This window comes from Actinomadura sp. NPDC049753 (assembly GCF_040674655.1).
GTDB lineage: Bacteria > Actinomycetota > Actinomycetes > Streptosporangiales > Streptosporangiaceae > Spirillospora > Spirillospora verrucosospora.
The window spans coordinates 1-2,717 of sequence record NZ_JBFARL010000406.1; the positions used below are offsets into that span (position 1 = coordinate 1).

Annotated in this window: 3 protein-coding genes; all 3 read right to left on the minus strand. The window is 72.8% G+C overall.

Translation table 11 applies throughout. From position 1 onward, the window contains the following. Window positions 1–719 (minus strand): FGGY family carbohydrate kinase (locus AB0K37_RS41610; protein ID WP_363991600.1); only part of this gene is annotated, 719 nt, incomplete at its 3' end. A gap of 34 nt (window positions 720–753) precedes the next feature. Further along, a complete protein-coding gene (locus AB0K37_RS41615; protein ID WP_363991602.1) occupies window positions 754–1,596 on the minus strand; it encodes an MIP/aquaporin family protein in 843 nt (280 codons plus the stop codon). A gap of 83 nt (window positions 1,597–1,679) precedes the next feature. Next, on the minus strand, window positions 1,680–2,717 hold a 1,038-nt coding region (locus AB0K37_RS41620), incomplete at its 5' end, for a thiamine pyrophosphate-dependent enzyme (protein WP_363991605.1).

Genomic DNA, 2,717 nt, shown 5'->3' on the forward strand with positions numbered 1-2,717 from the left:
TCGCCGCCGAGCGGGCCGCCCGGGCGGGTCGTGCCGTAGGCGTCGGGCGCCGAGGACGGCTTGATCTCCGGCAGCATGGAGCGCGGGATCCCGAAGAACGACAGGAGCTGGTCGTCCCAGGAGAGGGTCTCCAGGTCCATGAGCATGGTGCGGCTGGCGTTGGTGGGGTCGGTGACGTGCACGCCGCCGTCCGTCCCGCCCGTGAGGTTCCACAGCACCCAGGTGTCGATGTTGCCGAAGACCGCGTCGCCCTTCTCGGCGGCCTCCCGGACGCCGTCGACGTTGTCCAGGATCCACTGGATCTTCCCGCCGGAGAAGTACGTGGCGGGCGGCAGCCCGGCGCGGTGCCGGATCGTCTCGCCCCGGCCGTCGCGTTCGAGCGCGGACGCGATGCGGTCGGTGCGGGTGTCCTGCCAGACGATCGCGTTGTAGTAGGGGCGCCCGGTGCGCCGGTTCCACACCACCGTCGTCTCGCGCTGGTTGGTGATCCCGAACGCGGCCAGGTCGCCGTGCGACAGGTTCGCCTTGTTCAGCGTGCTCTCGATGACCGAGCGCGTCCGCTCCCAGATCTCGGTCGGGTTGTGCTCGACCCAGCCGGCCTGGGGCAGGATCTGCTCGTGTTCCAGCTGGTGGCGGGCGATCTCGTTGCCGCCGTGGTCGAAGATCATGAATCGGGTGCTGGTCGTGCCCTGGTCGAGGGCCCCGACGAAGTCGGCCATGGACTCTTCCTTTCCGCCCGCGGGAACGGGCCCGTCAGGTGACGTCGTACTCCGGCTCCGGTCCGGTGGGCAGGCCGCCCTCCTCTTCTGGAAGGTGGCGCCCGACGAGCAGCAGGTACAGGCCGGCGCCGAGCACGCCGCCGATCAGCGGCGCGGCGATCGGCACCCAGAAGTACAGGTCGCCGTACTGGTCCCGCCAGGCGGTGTCGTAACCGGTGATGTACTGGGCGAGCCGCGGCCCGAAGTCGCGGGCCGGGTTGATCGCGTAGCCGGCGGCGGAGCCGAACGCCATCCCGATCGCCACCACCACGAGGCCGATGATCAGCGGTGCCAGGTTGGCCAGCGGCGGCGCGTTGCGCAGGTCGGTGAGGGCCAGGACGAGGAACAGCAGGATGGCGGTGCCGATCACCTGGTCGCGGAACGCACCCCAGGTGCCGATCGGCAGCGAGCCGTTGCCCGGCAGGGTGGAGAACACGAACTGGGTCTTCAGGGTGTGGCCGGGGTCGAACTTGGCGAGGATCTCGGTGTAGTCCCACCGGACGATCAGCGCGGCCACGAAGGCGCCGAGCGTCTGCGCGAACCAGAACGGCAGGACCCTGCGCCACGGGAACCCCTTGAACACCGCCAGCGCGAGCGTCACCGCCGGGTTGAGATGCCCACCGCTGGTCCGGGCCGCGACGTACACGCCGAGCGTGACGCCGAAGCCCCAGGCCCAGGCGATGCTGTTGTGGTCGCCCAGGCTCTGCGGATCGCCGAGCCCGCTCGCCGCCACGACCTGGGCGACGACCCCGACGCCGAACAGGATCAGGATCAGCGTGCCGGCGAACTCCGCCGCCATCTGCCTGGCGAGTTCGGGCAGCCTCGGCCCTCGCGTCATATCTCCTCCTCGGGCGTGGGAAGCAGGCCACAGCGGCCGTGATCGTGATCGTTCCCAAGAAGGGCGACGCTACACAGAGTAAGCTAATGACCCCGGAACGCTTCCTCCAGCCACCACGAGGGGCGGCGGCGCGTGATCTTGGCGTCCACGACCATCGGCCGGTCGCGGGGACCCGCCAGCCAGGCGGCCACCGCCGCGAGGTCGTCCGGTGCGCGGACGGTCGCCGCCGCGCAGCCGAACCCCCACCCGACCGCGGCCAGGTCCGCGGGCGGGAACGTGACGGTGTCGAGGGGGTGCCCGCCCGGACCGAAGTGGTGCACCTCCGCCCCGTAGGCCTCGTCGTCGTAGACGAGCACGAGCAGGCCGAGCCCGAGCCGGACGGCGGTCTCCAGTTCCGCAACCGACATCAGCGCGCCGCCGTCGCCGAGCGCGGCGACCGTGAGCCTGTCCGGGCGCGCCACGGCCGCGCCGATGGCGGTCGCGAGCCCCAGCCCCACCGACTGGAACGCCTGCGTGAACACCAGGCCGTCCTCGTCGGGGACGTCCAGGAACATCGCTGGGTAGCCCATGAAGTTGCCGGAGTCGACGGCGACCGTGCGCTCGCGGGGCAGCATCCCGTCCAGGGCGATCGTCAGCGTGCGCGGGTCGATGCGGGGGCCGTCCGCGCCGTCCTCGCCGGGATGCTCGTCGTAGGGGACGTCCTGCCAGCGGCCCTCGCGGGCGAGCCGCTCCGCCACCTCGGGCGTGCGGTAGCCCGTGGCCCGGTGCCCGCGGGCGCCGAGCTCGGCGGATACGGCCCGCGCGGTCTCGGCGGCGTCGCCGATCAGGCCGAGGTCGACGGGGCGGTGCGCGCCGAGCGCGTGCGCGTCCACGTCGACCTGCACGACCGCGGCGTCCCGGTCGATGAGGGCGCCGTGCCGCGTCGTCCACATGTTCAGCGAGCAGCCCCAGGCGACGACCAGGTCGGCGCCGCGGATCAGCTCCGCCGCGGCGGGGGTGGCGAAGCCCCCGCTGACGTCCAGGGCGAACGGGTCGCCGGCGAACAGGCCGCGCGCCACCGCCGACGTCGCGGGCAGCGCCCCGCAGCGCGCGGCGAGCTCGGCCAGGGCGTCGCGGGCGCC

Coding starts and splice junctions, on each gene's coding strand:
- AB0K37_RS41615 (WP_363991602.1), bottom strand. CDS start 1,596: ATGACGCGAGGGCCGAGGCTGCCCGAACTCGCCAGGCAGATGGCGGCG.